Source organism: Mesorhizobium sp. CA16 (assembly GCF_020165175.1).
Lineage (GTDB): Bacteria > Pseudomonadota > Alphaproteobacteria > Rhizobiales > Rhizobiaceae > Mesorhizobium.
Map to the genome: position 1 here is coordinate 18724 of NZ_JAIUHP010000010.1, position 24421 is coordinate 43144.

Here is a 24421-nt window from a genome sequence, read left to right on the forward strand (position 1 = left end):
GGCCTGCCGGCCATCTCCCCCGCAAGGGGGGAGATCGGCAGTTCGTGCGGCAGCGCCTATTTTCTTCCTTTTGAGATTGGCGAAGCCTTAGGTGAAGGCCAATCTCCCCCCTTGAGGGGGAGATGCCCGGCAGGGCAGAGGGGGGTGCCTCGCGCATCCGTTCGCGTTTAGATGCACTTCGGACCCCATCTCCTCCTCGCCGCCCTCGAAGGCCTCGTCACCTCCGCCGTGCTGGCGCTGACGGCGCTTGGCCTGTCTCTGGTGTTCGGCGTCATGCGCGTCGTCAATGTCGCGCATGGCGAGTTCTTCATGCTGGGCGCGGTGCTCGCCTGGGCGGTTTCGACGGCGATTTCCGGCCACCCGGCGATCGGTTTCGTCGCCGCGCTGGTGATCGCGCCCTTGCTGGTCGGGCTGGTCGCGCTGATTGCCGAACGCCTGGTGCTGCGCCGCCTCCACTACAATCCCGAAGGCACCATCGTCGCCACCATCGGCATGCTCTACATCATCCAGCAGCTGGCGCTGACCTTCTATGGTCCCGAGGCGCGCCCGGTCGAGCCGCCTTTCAGCTACCGCATTCTCCTGCCGTGGTTCGGCTATTCCGGCTACAAACTCTCGGTGGTCGCCGCCTCCGCCATTCTGCTGGTCATCACCTGGCTGGTGCTGACGCGAACGAAGATCGGCCTGATCATGCGGGCAACCCAATATGACCGCGAGACGGCGCAGGCCTTCGGCATCCCGGTCGAGCGCGTCTATGCCGGCGTCTTCGCCGTCGGCGCCATGCTGGCGGCGATCGCCGCGGTGCTGATCGTGCCGATCAGCCAGGCGCATTACCTGATGGGGCAGGATCCGCTGCTGCTCTCCTTCATCGTCGTCATCATCGGCGGCCTGGGATCGCTGCGCGGCACCGTGGTGGCCGCCGTCCTGATCGGCCTTTCCGACGGCATCATCTCGATGTTTTTCTCGCCGACCCTGGCGAAGATTATCGCCACGCTGGTCGTCGCCATGGTGCTGGTGTTCCGGCCGCAAGGCCTGTTCGGGACCACGCCGCGATGAGGGATGCTTCGCCGGCAAAGACCTATGCGCTGCATGTCGGCGTCATCGCGCTTCTCTTCGCGCTGAACTTCGTCCTGCCGGACTACCACCAGGGCCTGTTCGCCCGCATCATGGCGCTCGCCGTCTTCGCCATGGGCTACAATCTGCTCTTCGGCTATGTCGGCCTGCTCAGCCTCGGCCACGCCATGTTTTTCTCGGCCGGCCTCTACGGCGCCGGCTTGACCGTCTATCATCTCGGCTGGGGCGTCCCGGAAGCTTTTGTCGCCGGTATCGCCTGTGGCGCGCTGCTCGCCTTGGTCATCGGCCTGCTGGCGCTGCGCACGTCCGGTGTTGCCTTCATGATCGTCACCATGATGTTCGCCCAGGTCTTCTATCTGCTCATCCTCTATTTCGCCGCATGGACGGGCGGCGACCAGGGCTTGGTCATCCAGCAGGCGTCGCGGGTGATCGCGATCGGCGGCGCATCCTTCGACCTGACCGACCCGACCGTGCGCTACATGAGCGCGCTGGCGCTTTTCTCGATCATTCTGCTCGTCACTCTAGCCGTCGTCCGCTCCCGCTTCGGCCGCGTGCTGGTCGCCATTCGCGAGAATGAGGAGCGCACCAAGATGCTCGGCCACGACACGGTCGCCAACAAGCTCGCCGCGGTCGTCGCCTCCGGCGCCATCTGCGCGGCCTCGGGCGCCGCCTATGCCTTGCTCTTCGGCTATGTCGGCTCGGGCTTCGCTTCCGTGCAATATTCCATCCTGCCGCTGCTTTGGGTGCTGCTCGGGGGTGCCGCAACCACGCTCGGGCCGCTGATCGGCACGCTGTTCATGTATTATGTCACCGACATCACCAGCGGCTTCACCTCCGCCTATCTGCTGATCGTCGGCGTGGCGCTGATCCTGTTGGTGCTGTTCTTCCCGAAAGGCATTCTGGGCAGCATCCGCGAGCGCTGGCTGGGGTGGCTGCCATGATGCCGCTGCTCACCACCAAGGGCCTGTCGCGCCGTTTCGGCGGCCTGCGCGCGGTCGACGGCGTCGACTTCGCGCTGATGCCGGGCGAGATCCGCGCCATCATCGGCCCGAACGGCGCCGGCAAGACCACCTTCGTCAGCCTGCTTTCAGGCCGCATCCGGCCGTCCTCCGGCATGGTCGTCTTCGACGGCGCCGACATCACCGCCATGCCGGCTTACAAAAGGGTTCGCCTCGGCGTCGCCTATACATTCCAGATCACCAGCGTCTTCGCCAATCTCACCGCCTTCGATAATGTCGCGCTGCCGGTGCAGCGCACGTTGACCGACGGCCGCACGAATGGCCAGGTGAGAAGCGGCGTGATGGCGGCACTCGAACGGACCGGTCTCGCCGACCGCGCCGGCACGCTTGCCGGGCAGCTTTCCTATGGTCACCAGCGCCTGCTCGAAGTCGCGATGGGCCTGGCGCTGAAGCCGCGCCTGCTGATCCTCGATGAGCCGACGCAAGGCTTGGCCGACAGCGAGATCGACAATTTCATCATGCTGGTGCGCGAGATCGCCAGGGACGCCACGGTGCTTTTGATCGAGCACAACATGCCGGTGGTCATGCAGCTTGCCGACCGCATCACCGTCTTCAATTCGGGAAAGATCCTCGCCGAGGGCACGCCGGAGCAGATCCGCGCCAACACCGAGGTGCAGGACGCCTATCTCGGAGCGACCCATGGCTGACTCCGTTAGAACCAATGGCGGATTGCTCACCATTTCCGGCCTCGATTGCTTCTACGGCGAGGTGCAGGTGCTCTACGGCCTGGACCTCACGCTGAACAAGGGCGAGGTGCTTTGCCTGTTTGGCCGCAACGGCGCCGGCAAGACGACGACGCTGAAGGCGATCATGGGTGTGGTTCCGGCGGCTGCCGGCTCGATCAGGCTGGACGGCAAGGAACTGACCGGGCTCGCCGCGCATGACGTGCCCAAAGCCGGCGTCGCCTATGTGCCGCAGGGCAGGCGGCTGTTCGCCGAGATGACGGTGGCGGAAAACATCGAGATCGGCCTGATGGCGCGCGGCAAGGGCAAGCAAACCCGCGAGAGCGTGCTCGATCTCTTCCCTTTGCTCAGGGAGCGGCTGAGGCAGCGCTCCGGCACGCTCTCGGGCGGCGAGCAGCAGATGCTGGCGATGGCCCGCGCGCTCTGCCTCGAGCCGCAAGTACTGCTGCTGGACGAGCCGACCGAAGGGCTGATGCCGTCGATGATCGCCAAAATCCGCGAGACGGTGGCGAAGCTGCGCGAGCTTGGCGTTTCGACGATCCTGGTCGAGCAGCGCGTCGACGCCGTGCTCTCGGTCGCCGACCGCGTCTCGTTCATCGAGAACGGCCGCAAGCGCGAGACGGTAGAGGTCGAAGCACTGCGCGCCGACCCGTCGGCGGTGCGCAGGTATGTGGGGGTGGGATAGGGCGCCGAATGCGCGTCGGTGCCAAGACTATCGGCGGCTGCGCTGCCCCTCATTGCCCTACCGGGCATTTCTCCCCGTGAACGGGGAGAAAGAAGCTGGCCGCGACCTCGGCGGTCATTCTGCAACGTTGGTGATTGGCGAAATCGGCGATGCCAGCCCCCTTCTCCCCGTTCACGGGGAGAAGATGGCGGCAGCCAGATGAGGGGCAGCGCCGGCGGTGGAAATTGAGTAGCTCAGCTCAACTAAAAAACAAAATCCCCGCAACCAAGAACGTCGGGATCAGCACCAGCCCCGACCACGCCATATAGCCGAAGAAGCCGGGCATCTTGAAGCCGCGATGCCGGGCGATGGCGAAGACCATGAAGTTCGGCGCATTGCCGATATAGGTGTTGGCTCCCATGAACACGGCGCCCGCCGAGATCGCGGCCAAAGTCGAGGCGGCCTCGGTCATCAAGTGGTGCGCCTCGCCGCCGGCAAGCTCAAAGAACACCAGATATGTCGGCGCATTGTCGAGAAACGACGACAACGCCCCGGTCAGCCAGAAATAGGCGAGATTGTTCGGCTGGCCGTCGGCGGATGTGACCAGGGCCACCAGCGGCGCCAGCGCGCCGTTATGGCCGGCCCGCAGGATGGCGATCACCGGCACGATGCAGGTGAAGATGCCGGCAAAGAGCTTCGCCACCTCGGCGATCGGCTCCCAGGTGAAGCCGTTCGCCTCGCGGTGGCTCTTGTACGACACCTTGAGGGACAGCAAGGCGAGCGCCATGATGATGGCGTCGCGCACCAGGTTCTGCAACTCGAGGCCGACGCTGAGGATCGGGATGCTGACGCCCGGCTTCCAGCTCGCCGAAAGCAGGATCGCGCCGATCACGCCGGCAAGCAGCGGCAAATTGGCGAGGCCGCGCAGGCGCACCTTCGTGTCCGGCGTCGGATCCTTGATCTTCGGCATGCCGCCTTCGCGGCGATGCAGCATGATGTCGAGCGCCAGGAAGACGGTGAGCACCAGCCCGCCGCTGAACAGCGTCTCGCGCCACAGATTCGCGGTCGTCCAGAAGAAATCGACGCCGCGCAGGAAGCCGACGAACAGAGGCGGATCGCCAAGCGGCGTCAGCGAGCCGCCGATGTTGGAGACCAGGAAGATGAAGAAGATCACCACATGCGCGTTGAACGGCCGGTTGTCATTGGCGCGCAGCATCGGCCGGATCAGGATCATCGAGGCGCCGGTGGTGCCGATCACCGAGGCAAGCAGCGCACCGATGAGCAGCAGGCCGGCATTGACGAGCGGCGTGCCATGGATATTGCCGGCAAGCAGGATGCCGCCCGAGATGGTGTAGAGCGCGAACAGGAGGATGATAAAGGACAGATATTCGGTAAGCAGCGTGTGCAGCACCGCTTCGCCTGCCGATGGAAGGCCGAAGGCGATCGTCAGCGGCACCACCGCCAGCATGGCCCAGGCAGCGGCGATCTTGCCGTAATGATGCTCCCACGCATGCGGGAAAAGCAGCGGTCCGGTCGCGATCGACAACAGCAGGCCGGCAAAAGGCAATCCCCACCACAGCGGCATCGCGGCGCCCGGCAGCCCGTGAATTTCGGAGGCGAAAGCCTGGACCGGAAGCAGCATCGCGATGGCGAGCGCGATGAATGCGAAAAGCTCCTTCCTTCGGCCGCGGCGCGCCCTCCCCTTCTCCCCTTGTGGGAGAAGGTGGATCGGCGCGTAGCGCCGAGACGGATGAGGGGTGTTCCAGCGGAGTGAGGCGCTGGCGTTCCCTGGAACACCCCTCATCCGTCGCCTTCGGCGACACCTTCTCCCACAAGGGGAGAAGGGGGAGCCCGCATCTTGGCTCCGCAAACTGGTGGCCTCTCCCCACCAGGAAGATACGAAAGGAACCGTCGCTTGCCCCACGATCCGGTCAGTCCGCCGAATGGTCTTCGAGCGTCACGCCGGCGTCGCGCATCCGCTTCAGCATCGCCTCGACCGAGCCGTTGAGGTCGATGCCGCGGCAGGCGTCGAGCCGCACGGTCGTCCTGAAACCCTGCTTCACCGCGTCGAGCGCAGAGAAGGCGACGCAGAAATCGGTGGCGAGGCCGACCAGGGTGATCGTGTCGATGCCGCGTTCCTTCAGATAGCCTCCGAGACCGGTCGGCGTCTTATGGTCATTCTCGAAGAAGGCGGAATAAGAATCGATCGCCGTGCGGAATCCCTTGCGGATCACCAGTTCCGCCTTGGTCCACGCCAGTCCCGAATGGAAATCGGAGCCGAGGCTTCCCTGGATGCAGTGATCGGGCCACAGCGTCTGCGGCCCATATGGCATCTCGATGCCCTCGAAAGGCTGCTTGCCCGGATGGCTGGAGGCAAAGCTCGAATGCCCGGCCGGGTGCCAGTCCTGGGTCAGGATCACGTGCTCCGTTCGCCGGATCAGGTCGTTGACCAAAGGCACGATCTCGTCGCCGCCGGCAACCGCCAGCGCGCCGCCGGGGCAAAAATCGTTCTGCAGGTCGATGACGATGAGCGCTTCTTCGGCCATGCGGTCCCTTTCGTTCCGGCCCTCTCGTCTGGCTTGGGGCACCTGTCCAAAAGCCGCTGACGCGACCGGACACGGAACCTTGACCAGATGGCCGGCGGCGTCAACCTCCGGCGTCATAACAATCGCGTTCAGCTCCTCGCGGCGTCAACTCCGGCTTTGACAATTCCGGCCGGCCTGATATCATTTGCATACGAATGAATTTGACCGGTCCGGAGACCGGCAAGAAGACCTGAAGCGGCACTTCGGGAGGCCAGGGGAAGGCCTAAAGGTCTGGGAAGGCCCTAATTGTCTGGAAGGCAGAGCGTGATCCGTTACGCAAAACCCACCACGGTCGACGAAGCGCTCGCTTTGCTTGGCGAGGACCGCTGGCGCATTCTCGCCGGCGGCACGGATTTCTATCCGGCGCAGGGCGCGAAACCCTTCCGCGACAACGTCCTCGACATCAACGGTCTCGCCGAACTGCGCGGCATCGCCGAGACCGGGGAGCATTGGCGCGTCGGCGCGCGCACGACCTGGACCGACATCGTGCGCCACCCGTTGCCGGCCGCGTTCGATGCGTTGAAATCGGCCGCGCGCGAGGTCGGTTCGGTCCAAATCCAGAATGTCGCCTCGGTGGCCGGCAATCTCTGCAATGCCTCGCCGGCAGCGGATGGCGTGCCGGCGCTTTTGGCCCTCGATGCCGATGTCGAATTGCGCTCGGCGAAAGCCGTCCGCTATCTGGCCCTCGGTGACTTCATCCTTGGCAATCGCCGCACCGCGCTGCAGCCGGGCGAGATGGTCACCGCCATTCGCGTGCCGAAGCGCTCCGCGGTTGGCACCTCTGCCTTCGTCAAGCTCGGCGCCCGGCGCTATCTCGTCATCTCGATCGCCATGGCGGCGGCGCGGCTGGTGGTCGAGAATGGCGTCGTCGCCGATGCGGCGATCGCCGTCGGCGCCTGCTCGGCAGTCGCCCGCCGTCTCGCCGGTGTCGAGGCGGCGTTGCGCGGGCAGCCAGTTACTTCTGCCCTTGCCGATGCGGTGCTATCCGCGCCGATCGACGAACTGTCGCCGATCGCCGACGTGCGTGGCAGTGCGGAATACCGACAGGATGCCGCGCGCGAGATCGTAGCCCGCGCGGTGCGCGCTGCGATCGGCCACGGCGAAAGCAAGGTGGCCGCATGAGCATGACCCAGTCCGGTGCTGCCAAATCCGGCATGGCTCAATCTGGCATGGCCCGATCCAGTATGGACCGCTCCGAGATCGCCTTCGAGGTCAACGGCGCCGCCGTCAGCGTGTCGGTGCCGCCGGTCAGGCGTCTGTCGCAGGTGTTGCGCGACGAGTTGCGGCTGACCGGCACCAAGGTCGGCTGCGATGCCGGCGACTGCGGCGCCTGCACGGTGCTGGTCGACGGCAATCCGGTCTGCGCCTGCCTGTTGGCGGTGGCCTCCGTGGCCGGCGCCTCCGTCACCACTGTCGAGGGCCTCGCCGACGGCCGGCTGTCCGCCTTGCAGGCCTCCTTCCTCGAACATGGTGCCGCGCAATGCGGCATCTGCACGCCCGGCCTGCTTGTGGCGGCCACCGCGCTGCTGGATCGCAATCCCACGCCGAGCGAGGCCGAGACGCAGGACGCGCTGGGCGGCGTCCTTTGCCGCTGCACCGGCTACAGGAAAATCGTCGCGGCGGTGATGCAGGCCTCGCAGCACATGAACAGCGTGGATCTTCGCCTGCCGGAAGCCGGCCATGCCGTCGGTGCCTCGCCGATCCGGCTCGACGGCGTGCCGAAAGTCACCGGTGACGAAAAATTCGGCGGCGATTCCTTCCCGTCCGACGCACTGGCGGTGCTTGTGGTGCGCTCGTCGCATTATCATGCCTGCTTCAGCGTCGGCGATCTCGATGCCTGGTCAAAAGCGCACCCCGGCATAGCAGGCGTCTTCACCGCCAAGGACATTCCGGGAAAGAATTGCTTTGGCGTCATCGGCCCCTTCGCCGACCAGCCGGCGCTGGCCGATGGTTTTGCGCGCCTGCGCGGCGAGGCCGTGGCCCTGGTGGCCGGCGAGCGCGAGGCGATCCTCGATCTCGACCTGACGGATTTCCCTATCGCCTGGACCGAGCTGCCGCATCTGCTGCAGCCGCGCGAGGCGAAAGCCGAAGGGGCGACGCTGATCCATCCGCACCGGCCGGCAAACCTGCTCACCTCCGGCTATGTTGAGCGCGGCGATCCCGATGGCGCGCTCGCCGGCGCAGCGGTCACTGTCTCCGGCGCCATCGAGACCTCCTTTGTCGAGCACGCCTATATCGAGCCGGAAGCCGGCTACGCTTACATGGATGGAGACACGCTGGTCGTCGTCGCCTGCACCCAGGCGCCCTATATGGACCGCGACGACACGGCGAAAGTGCTGGGCCTTCCTGTGGAGAAGGTGCGCATCGTGCCGACGGCGACAGGCGGCGGCTTCGGCTCGAAGCTCGATGTCTCGCTGCAGCCTCTCATCGGCCTTGTGGCGATGAAAACGGGTCGGCCGGCCGCACTTGCCTATACCCGTAATGAATCGATGATGTCGACCACCAAGCGCCATCCGGCCGAGATGAAGGCGACCATCGGCGCCGATGCCGAAGGCCGTGTCACAGGCATGGTCTTCGAGGGCGATTTCAACACCGGCGCCTATGCCAGTTGGGGCCCGACCGTCGCCAATCGCGTGCCGGTGCATGCCTCCGGCCCTTACCTCACGCCGAACTACCGGGCGACGGGCTACGCCATCCACACCAATGGTCCGATCGCCGGCGCCTTCCGCGGCTTCGGTGTGCCGCAAGCCACCATCATGCAGGAAACGCTCTATGACGAGCTCGCCGCAAAGCTCTGCATGGATCGTCTCGATTTTCGGCTGAAGAACTGCCTTCGTAACGGACACGAAACGGTCACCGGTCAGCGCCTGGAATCCGGTGTCGGTATCGGCGAATGCCTGGAACAGCTCAAGCCGCACTGGGCGCGTGCGCTGGCGGATGCGGAGGCGTTCAACGCAACCCATGCCGCGAGCAAGCGCGGCGTCGGTATCGCCTCCTGCTGGTATGGCTGCGGCAACACTTCGTTGCCCAATCCATCCACCATCAAGGTCGGCATCTCGGCCGCGGGTGACGTCGTCCTGCACCAGGGCGCGGTCGACATCGGCCAGGGCTCCAACACCGTCATCAGCCAGATATGCGCCGACGCGCTCGGCCTGCCGCTGGCCAGTTTCAAGCTGAAGAGCGCCGACACCGCCATCACCCCCGATGCCGGCAAAACATCCGCCTCGCGGCAGACTTTTGTAACGGGCAAGGCGGCGGAAAAGGCAGGCCGCGCCCTGCGCGAGAAGATCCTGCGCTTTGCCAATGTCTCGGAACAAGCGACGATCGCGCTCGACGGCACCAGCATCTCCATCCGCGAAGGCGATGCCGCGCGGCGCATCGATCTCGCGACGCTGAAGGCCGATGCCGACGGCTTCGTTTTCGTTGCGGAAGAAACCTACGACCCGCCGACGCTGCCGCTCGACGCCAAGGGCCAGGGCAAGCCTTACGCGGTCTACGGCTATGGCGCGCAGATCGCCGAGCTCGAGGTCGATCTCAAGCTTGGCACCGTGAAGCTGATCAAGATCGCCGCGGCGCATGATGTCGGCAAGGCGATCAACCCGGTCCTGGTCGAAGGCCAGATCGAAGGCGGCATCGCGCAAGGCATCGGCATGGCGCTGATGGAGGAATATATCCCCGGCCGCACCGAGAACCTGCACGACTACCTCATCCCGACCATCGGCGACGTGCCGCCCATCGAACATATATTGGTCGAGGTTCCGGATCCGGAAGGCCCCTTTGGCGCCAAGGGGTTGGGCGAGCATGTGCTGATCCCGACCGCGCCGGCGATCCTCAATGCCATTCGCCATGCCACAGGCGTCCTGGTCACCAAGGTGCCGGCGACGCCGAGCCGCATCCTGGCGGCGATCCGCGAGAAGGAGGCGCGCCGATGAGCGAGCTTGCCGAACGTTTCGAAACCCACGATCCCGGCGAGAAGCAGGTGGCGGAAAAGATCCGCTGCGATGCCTGCCCGGTCATGTGCTACATCGCCGACGGCCGCACAGGCGCCTGCGACCGCTACGGCAATGTCGGCGGCCGCATCGTGCGCATGGATCCGCTGACCATCCTCGACCACGCGGCCGAGGCCGGCGGCGCGGTCGTGCCGTTCATTGCCGAGGGCGAGGAGTGGCGCGGCGAGCTGGTCAACACCGGCCGTCGCTTCGTCACGGCGATCGGCGCCGGCACCACCTATCCGGACTATAAGCCGGCGCCTTTCATCGTCAGCCAGGAAGTCGAAGGCGTCGATCTCGTCACCGTCGTCACCGAAGGCATCTTCTCCTATTGCGGCGTCAAGGTGAAGATCGATACCGACCGCCACATCGGTGACGAGACGGCGACCGTGCGCTCTGAAGGCGAGGCGATCGGCCATGTCACGACGGGTGAATATGGCTCGCAGATGCTGTCGCTCGGCGGCGTCCATCATTTGACCGGCGGCTCGAAAGCGGAGGGACGTGCCACCTGCGATGCGCTGCTCAATCTGTGCAACCGCAACCCGGTCGAGCTCACCATCGACGGCGGCGCGACGGTCGTCGTCGAAGCCGGCAAGGCTCCGATCATCGACGGCAAGGTCGAGCACCGCATGCGCGTCGGCTGCGGCTCGGCCACCATCGGCATGTTCGCCACGCAATGGCGCGGCCTGGTCGACGAGGTGGTGGTGGTCGACGACCACATCACCGGCGTCGTTTCCGAGCACCAGGCCGGCAAGGTGCTGGGCTGGGAGGATACCGGGATAAAGATCATCGGCCGTCGTTCGACCCCCGGCCGCTATTTCAAGGTGTCCGAGCCCGGCCTCGGCTGGGGCGGCACCACGATTTCCGATCCGCTGTCGATCCTCGGCGATTGGAACGCCAAGAAGGGCGCGCGTCCCGGCCTGTCGCTGCTGATGGTCTCGACCACCGGCGAGCAGTTCGCCTATTACGAGCTCGACGACCAACTAAAGCCGGTCCAGAAGCCATTTCCCGAGCGGCTGCAAAAGTCCGTCGGCCTGATCGAGGACAATTGCGAGCCGGCGCTGTGCACGGTTCTGTTCATCGGCGGCGCCGGCGGCTCGCTGCGCGCCGGCGTCACCGAAAACCCGGTCAACCTCACCCGCTCGGTGCAAGGGTTGAAGACCTATGTGACCGTGGGCGGCGCGCCGGTCTATGTCTGGCCGGGCGGCGGCATCACGCTGATGGTCGACGTCACCCGCGTGCCGGAAGGCGCCTTCGGCTATGTGCCGACGCCGGCGCTGGTGGCGCCGATCGAATTCACCATGCGCCGCGACGATTATGTCCGGTTGGGCGGCTACGAGAACGAGATCCGCAGCATCGAGGACATCCTCGCCAAGGGCGGCGAATATCTCAACCCACGCCGCGGCGCGGGCGCGCCGGCCGATAACCCCTGGCCGCCGTTGGCGCAGTTGCGGCGATCAGCGGCGAATGGGGCCGGCTGATGAACGGCCCGCAGGCGCATTGGCTTGCCGACGGCAGGCGGCTCCATCTCAACCATGGGCCGATCGATCTGATAGTCGAGGCTTTTGGCGAGCCGAGTGAATGCCGCGCCGCTTACGAACAGGCGGTCGCCCGCTTTCAGACGATTCTGATCGAAGTGGTCGAGGAACTGCCTGAATTGCGCTTGCCGGCCTTCTTCCTGGCGCCGCGCGACTTCGCCACCCCGACCGCGCGCCGCATGGAGGCTGCCGTCATGCCGTTGGCAGAATGCTTCATCACGCCGATGGCCGCCGTTGCCGGTTCGGTAGCCGACGAAATTCTCAGCTCAATGCTCGCCGGCCGTCGGCTCGATCGCGCTTACGTCAACAATGGCGGCGACTGCGCTCTCCATCTTGGCATCGGCCAGACGATGACAGTGGCGATCGCCGGCACCGGGAATGGCATGGCCGACCGCGTCGCCATTCGAGCCGAAGACGGCGTGCGCGGCGTCGCCACGAGCGGCTGGCGCGGCCGGTCGTTTTCGCTGGGCATAGCCGATGCCGTCACGGTGCTGGCGCCGACCGGCGCCGAGGCCGACGCGGCGGCAACGCTGATTGCCAACGCCGTCGATCTACCCGGACATCCCGCCATTGCACGCGCCGCCGCGCGCGATCTGGCGCCGGACAGCGATCTCGGCGAGATGCTGGTGACGCAAAGCGTTGGCCCGCTTGACGCCGCCGAGATTGCGCGCGCGCTGGACAACGGCCTTGCCGTCGCCGAAGATTTTCGCCGGCGCGGCCTGATCGCCGCCTCGGCGCTGTTTCTGGCGGGCGAGGCCCGCATCAGCGGCTCGGTGACGCTCGCTGCGCCCAACAAACATAAAGCGAAGGAAACTGCCCATGCCTGACTTTCCGATCCGCAAGGTAGCGGTCCTGACCGAGGAGATTTTTCACGACGGCGGCCCCGTCGCGAAAGAACCCCGCCTGCGCGCGGCGGCTCTTGCCGTGGTCAAGAACCCCTTCGCCGGCCGCTATGTCGAGGATTTGCAGGGCGCGATGGAGGACCTGAAGCCGCTCGGGCTTCTGCTCTCGGACAGGCTGATCGCGGCGCTCGGCGGCGACGTGAAAAAGATCGACGGCTACGGCAAGGGCGCCATCGTCGGCACGGCAGGGGAGCTGGAGCACGGCGCGCTGTGGCATGTCCCTGGCGGCTATGCCATGCGCGAGCGTCTCGGCGACGCCAAGGCCATCGTGCCCTCGGCCAAGAAGGTCGGCGCCTTCGGGTCAAGGCTCGACGTGCCGCTTGGCCACATCAACGCCGCCTATGTGCGCAGCCATTTCGACGCCATGGAGGTCGGCATCAGCGACGGCCCGCGTCCGGACGAGATCTTGTTCTGCCTCGCCATGACCTGCGGCCCGCGTGTCCACAACCGCATGGGCGGCCTGGCTGCCGAGGACATCAAGGCATGGGACGGCCTGAGATGAGCGCCGAGGACAATCTGCTGCGGCTGGTCGAAGCCGAAGACGGAGACGAGAACAACTACCACCTGCAGGACCAGGTCGGCTTCATCCTGCGCAAGGCGCACCAGCGCCATGTTTCGATCTTCGCCTCGCATATCGGCGACCTGACGCCGCCGCAATTCGCCGCTTTGGCCAAGCTTTACGATATCGGCGAAACCTCGCAGAACCAGCTCGGAACGCTGATCGCCATGGACGCCGCGACCGTGAAGGGCGTCATCGACCGGCTGAAGGCGCGCGGCCTGGTCGAAGTCTCCAAGCATGAGGTCGACAAAAGGCGGCTGCTGGTCAATCTGACGCCGGAAGGCCGCGAGGCGATCGAGCGGCTGATCCCGCTGGCGCGCGCGATCACCGAGGAGACGCTGGCGCCGCTGACGGCCAAGGAGGCCGCGACATTCCTGCGGCTGCTTGCGAAGCTGGCGTGAAGGGTTGCTTTCGAGAGGATCTTTAGGCGCTGGAGGGACAGCACCCCCTCTGGCCTGCCGGCCATCTCCCCCGGGGGAGATTAGCAGCTTCTCACCCCGGTGCCTTCCTAAGGCGCTGGCGATTGGCGAAAGTGCCGGTGACATCGATCTCCCCCCTTGCGGGGAGATGCCCGGCAGGGCAGAGGGGGGTTGGCGAGAACTCGACGCGGGCGATTGGATTGGATCGCGACCTGTCCGCCACGCCCGTCCGCCTACGCTACACGTCCACCCCGAACATCTCCCTGGCCTGCTCAGCCGTATAGTACCCGAGCCTGACATCCTCGGCGACCTGCTTCGGGTCGCGCTCGCGCGGATCGCCGTAACCGCCGCCGCCGGGCGTGCCGACACGCACGCGGTCGCCGGCCTTGAGCGCGATGTCCTGTTCCTTGGAAAGATGCGGCGGCACATGCGCTTCGCCGTTCCGGAACACCGTCACGCTGTTCGGCGCGCCATCCTTGCCGCCGAGCGCGCCTTGCGGCCCGAAACGGCCGTGATCCATGACGAAGGATGCGCGGGCTTCACCGCGCAATAGCTCGACTTCATAGGCGAGCCCGAAGCCGCCGCGATGTTTTCCTGCGCCGCCGGAGCCTTCGCGCAGCGCGTAGTGCCGGTAGAGCACCGGAAAGGCCTGCTCCATGATCTCGACCGGCGGCGATTTCGAAATGCCGATGGTCGAGCAGCCATTGCTCAACCCGTCATGGCCGGCATTGCCGCCATAACCGCCGCCCGAGATCTGGTACATGACATAGTCGCGCCCGCGCGCCGGATCGTTGCCGCCGAGCGCGAAATTGCCGCTGGAGCCGGCGGGCGCCGCCGTCACCTTTTCCGGCAGCGCCTGCACCATCGCGGCGAATACGGCTTCGGCGATGCGCTGCGAGACCTCCGCCGCGCAGCCCGAGACCGGGCGCGGATATTTGGCGTCGAGGAACGTGCCTTCCGGCCGCTTGACGTTTAGCGGCTCGAAGGCGCCGGCGCTGATCGGCACTTCTGGAAAAATATGCCGCATGGCCAGATAAACCGACGACAGCGTCGTCGCCAGCACGCTGTTCATCGGCCCGGCGCAGGGTTTCGATGAGCCGGCAAAGTCGAAGGTCAGCGTGTCGCCTTGCTTCTCGACGGCGAGATTGATGGTCAGCGGCTCGTTCACCACGCCGTCGGAATCGACGAAGGCCTGCGAGCGGTAGACGCCGTCCGGGATCACGGCGATCGAGGCGCGCATCTGCTCAGCGGCGCGGCGGCGCAGTTCGGCAATGGCCTCAACGACGGTTTCGTCCCCGTAACGATCCAGGATTTCGTTGAGCCTGTCCTGACCGATCAGCAGCGCCGCAGCCTGCGCGCGGATGTCGCCGATGCGCTGGTCGGCGACGCGGATGTTGGAACAGATGATGGCGTAGATTTCCGGATCGAGCGAGCCCTGCTTGAATAGTTTTACCGGCGGCAGGCGCAGGCCTTCCTGTTCGACCGCCGTGGCCGAAGCGGAGAAGCCGCCCGGTACCGAGCCGCCAATATCCGGCCAGTGGCCGGTGTTGGAAAGCCAGCAGAAGATCTTGCCGCCGCGATAGGCCGGCATGACGAAGCGCACATCCATCAGATGCGTGCCGCCGAGATAGGGGTCGTTGACGATGTAGATATCGCCGGGCTCCGGCGCCAGGCATCGTCCTTCGGCGATCATCTCGATGACGGTCTTGGTCGAGTATTGCATGACGCCGACGAAGACCGGCAGGCCCTGGCTGCCCTGCGCGATCAGCGAGCCGTCGACGGCCGAATAGATGCCGTCCGAACGGTCATTGGCTTCCGCGATGACCGGCGAGAAGGCCGCGCGCGAGAAGGTCAGGTCCATCTCGTCGCAGACCTGCTGCAGCGCGGCCTGCAGCACCGAAAGCGTGATCGTATCGAGCTTTGCCATCTTAGCCCTCACCGATGTCGATGATGATGTTGCCGTCGGCATCCGAGCGCGCCCGGTCGCCGGGTTCGAGCACGGTGGTCGCATCCATCTGTTCCAGGATCGCCGGACCCTCGATTGTTGTATCGAGCGGCAGTTTTTCGCGGGCGTAGACCGGCGTGTCGTGCCAGGTCCCGTGATACCAGACCGGCCGGATTTCGCGCCGCACCTCCTCGAGTGTGGCCGCGCGTCCCGCCGGGTCGATCAGCTGCGACAGGTCTATCTGCGGCCGCACGCCGGTAACCGATGTGTTGAGGTTGACGAGGTTGGCACGGATCTCCGGCAACTCGACCTTGAAGCGGGCGAAATAGGCTTTTTCGAACAGAAGCTGCAGTGTTTCTCGTGAAACTGACGAGGAGGGCAGCGGCACGTTGATGATGTGCGTCTGGCCGACGAACTGCATGTCGGCCGAATGGGTGACGCGGATCGCGTCGGGTTTCACCGCTTCCTTGGCAATCAGCGCCTCACCTTCGTTACGGTGCCGTTCCAACACCTCGCGAAGCGCGGTTTCATCGAGGCCGCCGACCGGCTGGTTGATTGTGTTGACGAAGTCGTGCCGCAGATCGGCCACAACGCAGCCGAGCGCGTTGGTGATGCCCGGGCGCGCCGGCACGAGCACCCTCGGCAGGCCGAGCTCGCGGGCGAGCGCCGTCGCGTGCAGCGGTCCGGCGCCGCCGAAGGCGAACAGCGCGAAATCGCGCGGATCGTGGCCGCGCGAGACCGAGACCATGCGGATGGCGCCCGCCATCTTCATGTTGCCGAGCCTCAAGACGGCCCCCGCCGCTTCGACGCCGGAGAGCCCTGTGCGCTTGCCGATCCGGTCTTCGAAAATGTCGGTGACGTGCTCGACCGTGACGGGATTGTCGACGGCGAGCAATTTCTTCGGCGCCAGGCGGCCGAGCACCAGATTGGCGTCGGTGATGGTCGGCTCGATGCCGCCGCGCCCGTAGCAGATCGGGCCAGGATTTGCGCCGGCGCTTTCCGGGCCGATCTGGATCAGCCCGGCCGCATCGACGCGCGCGATCGAGCCGCCGCCGGCGCCCACCGTGTGCACCGCCACCATCGGCACATGGATCGGCATCGCATATTCGATCTCGATCTCGTTGGAGACGGCGGGTTCGGCGTTGCGGATCAGCGCCACGTCGGTCGAGGTGCCGCCCATGTCGTAAGTGACGAGATTGCCGAAGCCGGCGCGTTTTCCCGTATAGGCGGCGGCGATCACGCCGGAGGCCGGGCCGGACATCACGGTCTTGGCCGATTCCTGCGTGACGAAGCGGGCCGAGATCATGCCGCCATTGCCGTTCATGATCAGGAAGTCGCGGGCGTAGCCCTTTGCCGCCAGCTCCTTGCGCAGCCGCTCGACATAGCGTTCGAGAATCGGCTGCACCGAGGCGTTGACCGCCGCGGTGACGCCGCGCTCGAACTCGCGCGCTTCCGAAAGCAGCGCATGGCCGGTGGTGATGTGGCCGTTCGGCCAGAGCTCCGCCGCGATCTCGGCGGCGCGCCGCTCGTGCGAGGGGTTGGCATAGGAGTGCAGGAAATGGACGACCAGCGACTCGCAGCCGGCGTCGAGCAGCGCCTTCACCGCATCGCGCATCTCGGCTTCGTCGAGTTGAATGCGCACGGCGCCCGACGCCTCGACCCGCTCCGACACTTCCAGCCGAAGGTCGCGGGGAATGATGGGGACAAAAGTGCCCGTCATCCCATAGGCCTGCGGCCTTGTGCGGCGCCCAAGCTCGATCACGTCGCGAAAGCCTCGGGTGGTGATCATGCCGGTCCGCGCCAGGCGACGTTCCAGCACGGCGTTGGTCGTGGTCGTCGTGCCATGCACGATGAGGTCGATGCCGTCGATCGGAAAACCGGTGGCGCCAAGTGCCGCGACGACGCCGAAGGCCTGGTTTTCCACCGTGGTAGGTGTCTTTGCGATATGGACCTTGCCGCCCGCCTTGCCGTCGATCAAAAGCAGATCGGTGAAGGTTCCGCCGACATCGATGCCAGCCACGACGCTTCCCGCCGACGCCGAAAATTTCTCATTCATTGCCGAAACCCGAAATGCCAGGACTACGGATATGCCTCGGTTTGGAAAGGCGTTTTACGCCGCCATCTTGACCTGGAGATCATTTGTATACTAATAAATTGTCGACACAAGAGCTTACCGCTTGACAGTGTGCAGGGAGCACGCCGGAACCTGACCGTTCGGGCGCGCAGGAGAAGGTTTGGCGCCAGAAGGTTCCGTCTGGGCCGGAAAGTTGGGTTGGAATGAACACGACATCCGCGTTGAACGTCGCCGGCGCAAAGCCGCTGCAGTTCCCGATCCCGGCCAATGTCTATGCCGAGACCGTGGTGTCGGTGAAGCATTATACCGACCGGTTGTTCTCCTTCCGCATCACCCGGCCGCAGTCGCTGCGCTTCCGCTCCGGCGAGTTCGTCATGATCGGCCTGCCCAATGCCGAGAAGCCGATCTTCCGCGCCTATTCGGTTGCAAGCCCCGCCTGGGACGACGAGCTTGAATTCTTCTCGATCAAAGTCCCGGACGGTCCGCTGACCTCCGAGCTGCAGAAGATTGAGGTCGGCGACACCGTCATCATGCGTCAGAAGTCGACCGGCACGCTGGTGCTCGACGCGCTGACGCCCGCCAAGCGCGTGATCATGATCTCGACCGGCACCGGCATCGCGCCCTTCGCCAGCCTGCTGCGCGACCCCGATACCTACGAGAAGTTCGACGAGGTCATCCTCACCCACACCTGCCGCGACAATGCCGAGCTCACCTATGGCCAGGAGCTGGTGGCGGCGCTCGAAAGCGATCCGCTGATCGGCGAGCTGACCGGCGGCCGCGTCACGCTCTACAATTCGACGACCCGCGAGGAATCGGCGCGCATGGGCCGCATCACCGCGCTGATCGGCTCGGGCAAGTTCTATGCGGACCTCGGCATCGAGAAACTCAATCCCGAGACCGACCGCATCATGATCTGCGGCTCGATGCACATGCTGAAGGACGTCAAGGAACTCGCCGAAAGCCTCGGCTTCCAGGAAGGCTCGCTCAGCCATCCGGCCAGCTTCGTCGTCGAGCGCGCCTTCGTCGGCTGAGACATATCGCGGTCCGCCTGCTCTGTTGGAGGCGTCTGAGATTAGCGACGGCATTCGCGCTTCGTCATTCTAGGGCGGAGCAAGGAGCGGAGCGACGCGCGCAGACCCTCCATGCCGTTACGCTAAGGCATTGCGGCGGTTACGGAATTCTGCACCGTTGCACTCTGCGGCAGAGGTCACGGCATGGATACTCGGGTCAAGCCCGAGTATGACGAAGGGATGGGCATTTCGGCCAATCTCCAACGCAGGGAGCATGATGTTTTGACCATACGGTCAAAAATCTGCTGCCTGAGCGGCCTTTTTGCGCTATGACCCTTTGAAAGACTCGTGAAGCATCGCTTCACGGGCTATCTTCGTTCGTGCCACCCAATGACACCCACGAAGGCATAAAAGCGCAAAGGCGCTGAGTGAAAGGGCAGGAGATGAGCACGATCCGCGAGGCCGGCGCAGGCGCGCCCAAGGTGATGCCGCTGCCGGCGCGCGCCGCCGCCAACACGCCGCTACCGCTGGACCACGGCATTGCCCGCAATCCCGGCATGAAGCTCGATCTCGGTTTTCTGGAATCGGTGCGCAGCGTCAACCGCTCGGCGCTGGAGCGTCGGGTCGCGACGCTCACCAAGCGGCGCTCGATCAAGGCCGACAACCAGGCCGCCTGGCTCTTGCGCGCCATCGCCTGCATGGATCTCACCACGCTGAACTCCAACGATACCGACGAGCGCGTGCGCCGGCTTTGCGCCAAGGCGATCAACCCGCTGCGCCGCGATATCGTCGAGGGCCTCGGCATATCGGGCGAGGCGATCCGTCCGGCGGCGGTCTGCGTCTACCATCCCTTCGTCGCCACCGCGGTCGACGCCGTGCGCGGCACCGGCATCCATGTCGCCGCCGTCTCGACTGCTTTCCCGCACGGCCTTGCGCCGCTCTCGACCCGCCTGCAGGAGATCGAGGCTTCGGTGAAGGACGGCGCCGACGAGATCGACGTCGTCATTCCGCGCGGCCTGGTCTACGGCGCCAAGTGGCGTGAACTGTTCAACGAGATCGTCGCCATGCGCGCCGCCTGCGGCGATGCGCATCTCAAGGTTATCCTCGGCACCGGCGACCTCGCCACGCTGCGCAACGTCATGCTCGCCTCGATGGTTGCGATGATGGCGGGCGCCGATTTCATCAAAACCTCGACCGGCAAGGAAAGCGTCAACGCCACGCTTCCCGTCGGCCTTGCCATGGTGCGCGCCATCCGCGCCTATTTCGAGGAGACCGGCTATCTCATCGGCTTCAAGCCGGCCGGCGGCATTTCGACGGCAAAAGTCTCGCTCGACTGGCTGGTGCTGATGAAGGAGGAACTCGGCCGTCCCTGGCTCGAGCCGGACCTGTTCCGCTTCGGCGCCTCCAGCCTGCTCACCGACATCGAGCGCCAGCTCGAGCATCATTTGACCGGCCACTATTCGGCCAACCACCGCCACGCGATGGCGTAGGCTACGAGTGCGCCCCATGAACATCCTCGAACGCTATCACGCCATGGAATACGGCCCGGCGCCGGAAGCGCGCAACGAGGCCGACGCCTGGCTTGCCGGCCGCGACTTCTCCAAGGCGCTGTTCATCGACGGCGGCTGGAAAGCGGCGACAAGCGGCAAGACTTTCGACACCAGCGAGCCGTCTTCCGGCAAGCTGCTTGCCAAGGTCTCGGATGCCGGCGCCGCCGATATCGACGCGGCGGTCGCGGCGGCAGCAAAGGCGCTGCCAAAATGGTCGGCATCCTCGGGCTACGCCCGCGCGAAAGTGCTCTATGCTATCGGCCGCGCCATGCAGCGCCACCAGCGCCTGTTCGCGGTGCTGGAATCGATCGACAACGGCAAGCCGATCCGCGAGAGCCGCGACATCGATGTGCCGCTGGCAATCCGTCATTTCGTCCATCATGCCGGCTGGGCGCAGACGCTCGAGAAGGATTTTCCCGACCATAAGCCGGTCGGCGTCGTCGGCCAGGTCATCCCGTGGAACTTCCCGCTGCTGATGCTGGCCTGGAAGATCGCGCCGGCCTTGGCCGCCGGCTGCACTGTGGTGCTGAAGCCGGCCGAATTCACGCCGCTCACCGCCATATTGTTCGCCGAGATCTGCGAGCGGGCCGGCGTGCCGAAAGGCGTCGTCAACATCGTCCAGGGCGACCCGGAGGCCGGTGCTGCCATCGTCAATCATCCCGGCATCCAGAAGATCGCCTTCACCGGCTCGTCGGAAGTCGGCAAGATCATCCGCAAGGCCACCGCCGGGTCGGGCAAGAAGCTTTCACTGGAGCTCGGCGGCAAGTCGGCCTTCATCGTCTTCGAGGATGCCGATCTCGACAGCGCCGTCGAAGGTCTGGTCGACGGCATCTGGTTCAACCAGGGCCAGGTCTGCTGCGCCGGCTCGCGTCTGCTGGTGCAGGAAGGCGTTGCGGAAGCCTTCATCGCCAAGATCAAGGTCAGGATGAGCCGGCTGCGCGTCGGCAGCCCGCTCGACAAGAACACCGACATCGGCCCGCTTGTCGACCGCACCCAGCTCGACCGCGTCAAGGGTCTCATCGCCGAGGGCGCGAAACAGGGCGCCGTCTGCTGGCAGCCGGACGCTGCCTTGCCGACGACAGGCTACTATCACCTGCCGACGCTCGCGACGAGTGTTTCGCCGGCTAACATTCTGGCGCAGGAAGAGGTCTTTGGCCCTGTCCTGGCGACGATGAGCTTCCGCAACACCGAGGAGGCGATCGAGCTTGCCAACAACACGCGCTACGGCTTGGCCGCTTCGGTGTGGAGCGAGAACATCAATCTGGCCCTGCATGTCGCGCCGCAATTGAAGGCGGGCGTGGTGTGGGTCAACGGCACCAACATGTTCGACGCCGCCTGCGGCTTCGGCGGCTATCGCGAAAGCGGTTTTGGCCGCGAAGGCGGCCGCGAGGGCATGTTCGAATATCTCGCAGCCAAGCTGCCGGTCGGGTCCGTCATCAAGCCAGCCGTGGCCGGAACAGCCCAGCCGGTCGAACAGGCCGAGGGTACGGCGATCGACCGCACGGCAAAGCTGTTCATCGGCGGCAAGCAGGTGCGCCCGGATGGCAACTATTCGCTCGCCATCGCCACCGCCAAGGGCAAGCTTGCCGGCGAAGTCGGCCTCGGCAACCGCAAGGACATCCGCGATGCCGTCGCCGCCGCCCGCGCCTGCAAGGCCTGGCCGGAGGCGACCGCCTATAACCGCAGCCAGGTGCTCTATTATTTCGCAGAGAACCTTTCGGGCCGCGCCGATGAGTTCGCCGCACGCCTTGTCCAGTTGACCGGCGTCACCGCCAAGGCCGCGCGCGAAGAGGTCGAGCAGTCGATTGAGCGGTTGTTCCTTTATGCTGGCCTCACCGACAAGTTCGAAGGCCGCGTGCACCAGCCGCCGGCCCGTGTCGTGACACTTGCGCTGCATGAGCCCGTCGGCGTCGTCGGTATCGTCGCGCCGGACAACCAGCCGCTTTTGGGCTTCATCTCGCTGGTCGCGCCGGCGCTCGCCATGGGCAACACAGTCGTCGCCGTCCCGTCCGAGCGGCATCCGCTTTTGGCCACCGACCTCTACCAGGTGATTGAATATTCTGACTTGCCTGCCGGCGCCATCAACATCGTCACCGGCCGCAGCGCCGAGCTCGCCGGCGTTCTGGCCAAGCATGACGATGTCGACGGGCTCTGGGTGTTCGCCAATGCCGACATCTGCGCCAAGGCGGAGGCCGACTCCATCGGCAACCTCAAGCGCGTCTGGACCGGCAATGGTCGTAGCCTCGACTGGGCCTCGGGCGAGGCGGCCGGCGAGGCCATCCTGCGCCGCGCCATCGAGGTCAAGAATGTCTGGGTGCCTTACGGCGATTGATCGCTTACGAAGCGCGGCGTGCCCGAATGGTCCAGGGCAGCGGAACTTGTTGCCCGGTTGTCATACAAGTCCTTGCGCCGCGACAGACTATATGCATTAAAGCAGCTGCCGCGAAGGTGATCGCGTTCGGGCTTGACGCTTGTGCGGGTGTTCTTTAACCAGAAAAAACATCTTTATCTATGGGCAAGAACTTAGGCCGTACGGTGCTGACGGTCTGGCGCATGACGCCCGGACTGGCCATCAATAGACGCGGACGCACCAGGCAGGTGAGGAGAAAAGCATGGCGGATCTGGCAGGTAAGGTGGTCGTCGTCACCGCGGCGGCGCAAGGCATCGGCCGGGCGAGCGCGCTGGCTTTCGCCAAGACGGGCGCGACCGTTCACGCCACCGATATCAACGAGCCGCTGTTGGCCGAGCTGGGCAAGACGCCTGGCATCAAGATACGCAAGCTCGATGTGCTGAACGATGCGGCCGTCGCTACTGCCTTCGCCGAGATCGGCCAAGTCGACGTGCTGTTCAACTGCGCCGGTTTCGTCCATGGCGGCTCCATCCTCGAGATGAAGGACGAGGATCTCGACTTCGCGCTCGACCTCAATGTCCGTTCGATGATCCGCACCATCCGCGCCGTGCTGCCCGGCATGCTGGATCGTGGCGACGGCTCGATCATCAACATGGCGTCGCTGGCGAGTTCGCAGAAGGGCGTGCCGAACCGCTTCGTCTACGGCCTGACCAAGGCGGCCGTGGTCGGCCTGACCAAGGCGGTTGCCGCCGATTATGTCGCCAAGGGCATACGCTGCAACGCGATCTGCCCGGGCACGGTCGAAAGCCCGTCGCTGCAGGACCGCATGCATGCCCAAGGCGACTATGAGGCAGCGCGCGCGGCCTTCATCGCCCGCCAGCCCATGGGCAGGCTTGGCACGCCGGAGGAGATCGCCGATCTCGCCGTCTATCTTGCTGGCGCAACCTACACGTCGGGGCAGGCCTATAATATCGATGGCGGCTGGTCGATCTGACGAGAGGCTCGGATATCGGTGGGGCGGTCGGATCGAACGTCTGAAAATCTCGACGATTTGGTCGGCATAGCAGCGAGGCTTGCTTGCCGTGGACGGGGTCGGCAACTACGGTCCGCTGGCTTTGATGGCAATTTGCAAAACCGGCCCTTGGCCGCAAGGTGGAGAACGTTGAGATGAAGTTGTTGCGCTATGGCGAAGCTGGCAGTGAAAAGCCCGGCCTGCTCGATGCGGATGGGACGATCCGCGATCTTTCGGCTCATGTCGCCGACATCGCCGGCACGGCGCTTCATCCGGCTTCGCTGGAGATGCTCTCGAAGCTCGATCCGAAGTCGCTGCCGGTGGTCCCCGGCAAGCCGCGCCTGGGCGCCTGCGTCGCCGGCACCGGCAAGTTCATCTGCATCGGCCTGAACTATTCCGATCACGCCGCCGAGACCGGCGCCACCGTGCCGCCGGAGCCGATCATCTTCATGAAGGCAAGCTCGGCGATCGTCGGGCCCGATGACGACGTGCTGATCCCGCGCGGCTCGGTCAAGACCGACTGGGAAGTCGAGCTCGGCGTGATCATCGGCAAGACGGCGAAGTATGTCTCGGAGGACGACGCGCTGGATTATATTGCCGGCTACTGCGTCGCGCATGACGTCTCCGAGCGTGCCTTCCAGGCCGAGCGCCAGGGCCAGTGGACCAAGGGTAAGTCGTGCGACACCTTCGGCCCGACCGGGCCATGGCTGGTCACCAAAGACGAGGTCGCCGACCCGCAGAACCTCAAGATGTGGCTGACCGTCAACGGCAAGACGATGCAGAACGGCTCGACCAGGACAATGGTCTTTGGCGTGAAATATCTGGTCGCCTATCTCAGCCAATTCATGTCGCTGCATCCCGGCGACATCATCTCCACCGGCACCCCGCCCGGCGTCGGCCTCGGCATGAAGCCGCCGGTGTTCCTGAAGCCCGGCGACGTCGTCGAGCTCGGCATCGAGGGATTGGGCCAGCAGAAGCAGACGTTCAAAGCGGACGAGTAAGGTGCGACGATCCCTTCTCCCCTTGTGGGAGAAGGTGGATCGGCGCGCAG

Annotated in this window: 19 protein-coding genes; 15 read left to right on the plus strand and 4 right to left on the minus strand. The window is 65.3% G+C overall.

Going from position 1 to position 24421, the window contains the following annotated elements; all coding sequences use genetic code 11:
• The first annotated feature begins 171 nt into the window (after window positions 1-171).
• From LB525_RS15500 to LB525_RS15515, 4 genes are read left to right on the plus strand one after another with little or no spacing between them, the layout of a single operon-like run.
• The gene (locus LB525_RS15500) at window positions 172-1053 is read left to right on the plus strand and encodes a branched-chain amino acid ABC transporter permease (protein ID WP_224545258.1); all 882 of its coding nucleotides are present in this window, start codon (window positions 172-174) and stop codon (window positions 1051-1053) included.
• Window positions 1050-2012, plus strand: a complete 963-nt coding sequence (locus LB525_RS15505; RefSeq protein ID WP_224545259.1) for a branched-chain amino acid ABC transporter permease — start codon at window positions 1050-1052, stop codon at window positions 2010-2012. The genes LB525_RS15500 and LB525_RS15505 overlap by 4 nt, the downstream gene beginning before the upstream one ends.
• Entirely contained in the window at window positions 2009-2737 is a 729-nt protein-coding gene (locus LB525_RS15510; RefSeq protein WP_224545260.1) for an ABC transporter ATP-binding protein, read from the plus strand. Before LB525_RS15505 ends, LB525_RS15510 begins: the two co-directional genes overlap by 4 nt.
• Window positions 2730-3458, plus strand: coding sequence for an ABC transporter ATP-binding protein (locus LB525_RS15515; protein ID WP_224531649.1), 729 nt, complete (start codon window positions 2730-2732; stop codon window positions 3456-3458). Before LB525_RS15510 ends, LB525_RS15515 begins: the two co-directional genes overlap by 8 nt.
• A 238-nt stretch (window positions 3459-3696) precedes the next feature.
• Here LB525_RS15515 and LB525_RS15520 read toward each other — a convergent pair whose 3' ends face one another.
• Complete coding sequence (locus LB525_RS15520; protein ID WP_224531651.1) at window positions 3697-5079, minus strand: sodium:proton antiporter; 1383 nt, start codon at window positions 5077-5079, stop codon at window positions 3697-3699.
• 289 nt (window positions 5080-5368) lie between these two features.
• Window positions 5369-5983 carry a bifunctional nicotinamidase/pyrazinamidase gene (gene pncA, locus LB525_RS15525; protein ID WP_224531653.1) on the minus strand — a complete coding sequence of 205 codons (615 nt, stop codon included), beginning with the start codon at window positions 5981-5983 and terminating at the stop codon, window positions 5369-5371.
• Between the two features lie 303 nt (window positions 5984-6286).
• Here pncA and LB525_RS15530 point away from each other — a divergent pair, with 303 nt between their 5' ends.
• The 6 genes from LB525_RS15530 to LB525_RS15555 are packed head-to-tail and all read left to right on the plus strand — an operon-like array spanning window position 6287 to window position 13411.
• On the plus strand, window positions 6287-7144 hold the full coding sequence (locus LB525_RS15530; protein ID WP_224531654.1) for an FAD binding domain-containing protein: 858 nt from the start codon (window positions 6287-6289) through the stop codon (window positions 7142-7144).
• 47 nt (window positions 7145-7191) lie between these two features.
• Window positions 7192-9954 (plus strand): molybdopterin-dependent oxidoreductase, encoded by a 2763-nt coding sequence (locus LB525_RS15535; RefSeq protein ID WP_224545261.1) that lies wholly within the window; start codon window positions 7192-7194, stop codon window positions 9952-9954.
• Window positions 9951-11492: a 6-hydroxynicotinate reductase gene (locus tag LB525_RS15540; RefSeq protein ID WP_224545262.1), complete on the plus strand. Its 1542-nt coding sequence runs from the start codon at window positions 9951-9953 to the stop codon at window positions 11490-11492. Before LB525_RS15535 ends, LB525_RS15540 begins: the two co-directional genes overlap by 4 nt.
• Window positions 11492-12376, plus strand: coding sequence for a UPF0280 family protein (locus LB525_RS15545; RefSeq protein ID WP_224545263.1), 885 nt, complete (start codon window positions 11492-11494; stop codon window positions 12374-12376). The genes LB525_RS15540 and LB525_RS15545 overlap by 1 nt, the downstream gene beginning before the upstream one ends.
• Window positions 12369-12953 (plus strand): amino acid synthesis family protein, encoded by a 585-nt coding sequence (locus LB525_RS15550; protein WP_224545264.1) that lies wholly within the window; start codon window positions 12369-12371, stop codon window positions 12951-12953. Before LB525_RS15545 ends, LB525_RS15550 begins: the two co-directional genes overlap by 8 nt.
• Window positions 12950-13411, plus strand: coding sequence for a MarR family winged helix-turn-helix transcriptional regulator (locus LB525_RS15555; protein WP_224545399.1), 462 nt, complete (start codon window positions 12950-12952; stop codon window positions 13409-13411). Before LB525_RS15550 ends, LB525_RS15555 begins: the two co-directional genes overlap by 4 nt.
• A gap of 256 nt (window positions 13412-13667) precedes the next feature.
• Here LB525_RS15555 and LB525_RS15560 read toward each other — a convergent pair whose 3' ends face one another.
• Together LB525_RS15560 and LB525_RS15565 are read right to left on the minus strand one after the other, a co-directional pair.
• A complete protein-coding gene (locus LB525_RS15560) occupies window positions 13668-15356 on the minus strand; it encodes a hydantoinase B/oxoprolinase family protein (protein ID WP_224545265.1) in 1689 nt (562 codons plus the stop codon).
• A gap of 1 nt (window position 15357) precedes the next feature.
• Window positions 15358-17430 (minus strand): hydantoinase/oxoprolinase family protein, encoded by a 2073-nt coding sequence (locus tag LB525_RS15565; RefSeq protein ID WP_224545266.1) that lies wholly within the window; start codon window positions 17428-17430, stop codon window positions 15358-15360.
• A 221-nt stretch (window positions 17431-17651) separates the two neighbouring features.
• Between LB525_RS15565 and LB525_RS15570 the strand changes: the two genes are divergently transcribed.
• The 5 genes from LB525_RS15570 (at window position 17652) to LB525_RS15590 (ending at window position 24371) form a co-directional block, all read left to right on the plus strand.
• On the plus strand, window positions 17652-18479 hold the full coding sequence (locus LB525_RS15570) for a ferredoxin--NADP reductase (RefSeq protein ID WP_224531671.1): 828 nt from the start codon (window positions 17652-17654) through the stop codon (window positions 18477-18479).
• A gap of 422 nt (window positions 18480-18901) precedes the next feature.
• Entirely contained in the window at window positions 18902-19948 is a 1047-nt protein-coding gene (gene deoC, locus LB525_RS15575; protein ID WP_095768140.1) for a deoxyribose-phosphate aldolase, read from the plus strand.
• 16 nt (window positions 19949-19964) lie between these two features.
• Complete coding sequence (locus tag LB525_RS15580; RefSeq protein ID WP_224545267.1) at window positions 19965-22340, plus strand: aldehyde dehydrogenase family protein; 2376 nt, start codon at window positions 19965-19967, stop codon at window positions 22338-22340.
• A 280-nt stretch (window positions 22341-22620) separates the two neighbouring features.
• Window positions 22621-23352, plus strand: coding sequence for an SDR family oxidoreductase (locus LB525_RS15585; RefSeq protein WP_224545268.1), 732 nt, complete (start codon window positions 22621-22623; stop codon window positions 23350-23352).
• A 173-nt stretch (window positions 23353-23525) separates the two neighbouring features.
• On the plus strand, window positions 23526-24371 hold the full coding sequence (locus LB525_RS15590; protein WP_224545269.1) for a fumarylacetoacetate hydrolase family protein: 846 nt from the start codon (window positions 23526-23528) through the stop codon (window positions 24369-24371).
• The last annotated feature ends 50 nt before the right edge of the window (window positions 24372-24421 follow it).

Bases quoted from the DNA above. Each gene is read 5' to 3' on its own strand.
- LB525_RS15560 (WP_224545265.1), bottom strand. From the start codon at position 15,356: ATGGCAAAGCTCGATACGATCACGCTTTCGGTGCTGCAGGCCGCGCTG.
- deoC (WP_095768140.1), top strand. From the start codon at position 18,902: ATGAGCACGATCCGCGAGGCCGGCGCAGGCGCGCCCAAGGTGATGCCG.
- LB525_RS15540 (WP_224545262.1), top strand. From the start codon at position 9,951: ATGAGCGAGCTTGCCGAACGTTTCGAAACCCACGATCCCGGCGAGAAG.
- pncA (WP_224531653.1), bottom strand. From the start codon at position 5,983: ATGGCCGAAGAAGCGCTCATCGTCATCGACCTGCAGAACGATTTTTGC.
- LB525_RS15580 (WP_224545267.1), top strand. From the start codon at position 19,965: ATGAACATCCTCGAACGCTATCACGCCATGGAATACGGCCCGGCGCCG.
- LB525_RS15590 (WP_224545269.1), top strand. From the start codon at position 23,526: ATGAAGTTGTTGCGCTATGGCGAAGCTGGCAGTGAAAAGCCCGGCCTG.
- LB525_RS15585 (WP_224545268.1), top strand. From the start codon at position 22,621: ATGGCGGATCTGGCAGGTAAGGTGGTCGTCGTCACCGCGGCGGCGCAA.
- LB525_RS15505 (WP_224545259.1), top strand. From the start codon at position 1,050: ATGAGGGATGCTTCGCCGGCAAAGACCTATGCGCTGCATGTCGGCGTC.
- LB525_RS15510 (WP_224545260.1), top strand. From the start codon at position 2,009: ATGATGCCGCTGCTCACCACCAAGGGCCTGTCGCGCCGTTTCGGCGGC.
- LB525_RS15535 (WP_224545261.1), top strand. From the start codon at position 7,192: ATGGCCCGATCCAGTATGGACCGCTCCGAGATCGCCTTCGAGGTCAAC.
- LB525_RS15520 (WP_224531651.1), bottom strand. From the start codon at position 5,079: ATGCTGCTTCCGGTCCAGGCTTTCGCCTCCGAAATTCACGGGCTGCCG.
- LB525_RS15500 (WP_224545258.1), top strand. From the start codon at position 172: ATGCACTTCGGACCCCATCTCCTCCTCGCCGCCCTCGAAGGCCTCGTC.
- LB525_RS15550 (WP_224545264.1), top strand. From the start codon at position 12,369: ATGCCTGACTTTCCGATCCGCAAGGTAGCGGTCCTGACCGAGGAGATT.
- LB525_RS15565 (WP_224545266.1), bottom strand. From the start codon at position 17,430: ATGAATGAGAAATTTTCGGCGTCGGCGGGAAGCGTCGTGGCTGGCATC.
- LB525_RS15515 (WP_224531649.1), top strand. From the start codon at position 2,730: ATGGCTGACTCCGTTAGAACCAATGGCGGATTGCTCACCATTTCCGGC.
- LB525_RS15570 (WP_224531671.1), top strand. From the start codon at position 17,652: ATGAACACGACATCCGCGTTGAACGTCGCCGGCGCAAAGCCGCTGCAG.
- LB525_RS15545 (WP_224545263.1), top strand. From the start codon at position 11,492: ATGAACGGCCCGCAGGCGCATTGGCTTGCCGACGGCAGGCGGCTCCAT.
- LB525_RS15555 (WP_224545399.1), top strand. From the start codon at position 12,950: ATGAGCGCCGAGGACAATCTGCTGCGGCTGGTCGAAGCCGAAGACGGA.